The sequence below is a fragment of the Frankia sp. CeCAU1 genome (assembly GCF_977971845.1).
Genome location: NZ_CDWWXA010000164.1, coordinates 1950 through 3735, shown reverse-complemented (window position 1 = coordinate 3735; position 1786 = coordinate 1950). Strand labels below are relative to the sequence as shown.

1 protein-coding gene is annotated in these 1786 nt (G+C 63.3%); it reads right to left on the bottom strand.

The window, feature by feature from the left end; all coding sequences use genetic code 11:
• Positions 1-218 precede the first annotated feature (218 nt).
• Positions 219-1430 carry a helix-turn-helix domain-containing protein gene (locus tag AC08OO_RS20600; protein ID WP_011438520.1) on the bottom strand — a complete coding sequence of 404 codons (1212 nt, stop codon included), beginning with the start codon at positions 1428-1430 and terminating at the stop codon, positions 219-221.
• Positions 1431-1786: the final 356 nt, after the last annotated feature.

Genomic DNA, 1786 nt, shown 5'->3' with positions numbered 1-1786 from the left:
TGCCGACCGGAGGGAGGCGGGGCCCCGGCCGGGTGCGGCGATCCCGTAGGCGCGGCGCGCACGGGGCGACGCGCGGCGCGTGCGGCAGGCCCCCCGCGGCGGCCGAAGGCCGCCCTTGAGGCGGTACAGAACATTGGCGACGATCTTTTGGCATTGGCGGATGCGGGTTAGCGGCCTGGGTTAGGTGAACCACTCCATCGGTAGGGCGCTGGGCACATCTACGGCTTGATGCCCACAAATGTAGCCAGGTCGGCTAGACCGGTCTTTCGGGCTCTTCGGACGCTCGTAGCGTCTAGTAGGTCGCGTATTAGTCTGCTGGCTAGGCGCTGCTCCCGTAGCCATTCCGGGGTGAGAGTGTAGACATCTTGAACTGTCTGAATGGCACTCGCGTAGTCTCTTGTGGCCGTTTGTGCCTCGGCCACAGCGAGAAGGTGACGTGTCCAGTTGCTCAGTGGCATGTTCTCAGTCCGACGGACCCTCCGGGCCAGAGTCAATGCACGGGGCGCATCGCCTTGCGTCATGGCATTTTCGACCTCGATTGCGTCGACTTGACTCGGTCCGAACGCCGCCCAGTACTTAGCGTAGTCCATTTTTCCGTCGGCTACACGCGCGGCTGAGCTACGGGCATACGAAAGTAGGTCTTTCGCTGTTTCCGGACGGTTGTTCCGAGCTGCGGCGGCAGAGGCGCCGGTCAGCAGTCTCCCCCATACTGCAAGGTGTTCGGGGGTTGCTGACATGATGCTTGGCTCGATCTCGGTGGCCATGTCGACGGCCACCTTTTCGGCATCGTCGAATCGGCCTTGGCGGATGAATGCCCACCGGTAGTACACCACTCCGCTTGCACGGAGAATCGGGTCTCCGGCTTGCTCCGCCGCTTCCATGCTCCGGCGTATGGCCTCGCAAGCCAAGTCCTCCCCGCTAAGCTGGATGAGAATCGAGGCAGCCATAATGTAGGCGTGCGCCAGCAGGCGATATATACTCTTCTGGTCCTCCTCCTGGTGTATGCCCGTGGCGGCAGTGATGTCCTCGATCAGTTCTGGAGCGGTCCGAACGGCCTGCGGATACCGCGCATAATGGTAGTCCTGGGTCAGCGCCACCAGACGTTGCCGCAACGGTTGGAGCGATAGGGCCGGTTCGTCGGTTTGCCCGCTGGAAGGTCCAGGGAGCAACAGTTTCCGAAGCGGTATGAAGGCCTCATTATCGCTCACCGTCTCCTCCTGCTCCACCTCAAAGAACGTAGCGGTAGGAACGTCCAAGGCCCTAGCAAGGCTGTGCAACGTAGAGATGCGTATGCCGTCACGCTGGCCCTGCTCCAGCTTCGTAACCAGGTCGGTAGACACGCCTGCACGCTCGGCAAGCTCGGTCTGTGTCATCGAACGGCGTACACGTACTTGAGCGACCCGGTCGCCCAGAGCCCGGATCTCCGTCACGCCGTGACTCCTCCCTAGGACGCTGCGTCCTACCTTTCACGTTCCGTAGCTCAATCCTACGTCTTCCCGTCGGTTCATCTGGTCCGCTCTTGCCGGAAGGATCACAGCAAGACATCCGGAGTTAGGACGAGCGCCGGGAGCAGACCGACGGGTCTCCCTGGCTTCGGATGCTGCGGCGGTCTCGGGTGGGGCTTCGTCAGGGCCACACCCCCTGTGCTCTGCCCGGGCTGCTGTGCCGTGATGACGTCGAAGGGGGAGCCGTGGGCCGCTGGGAGGACGAGCATTTTGCCCGGTTGGAGTGTGAGGTGCCGGTGCGGGGGCGGGATCGTCTGGCCTGGTGGCGGACGGCGCGGGCT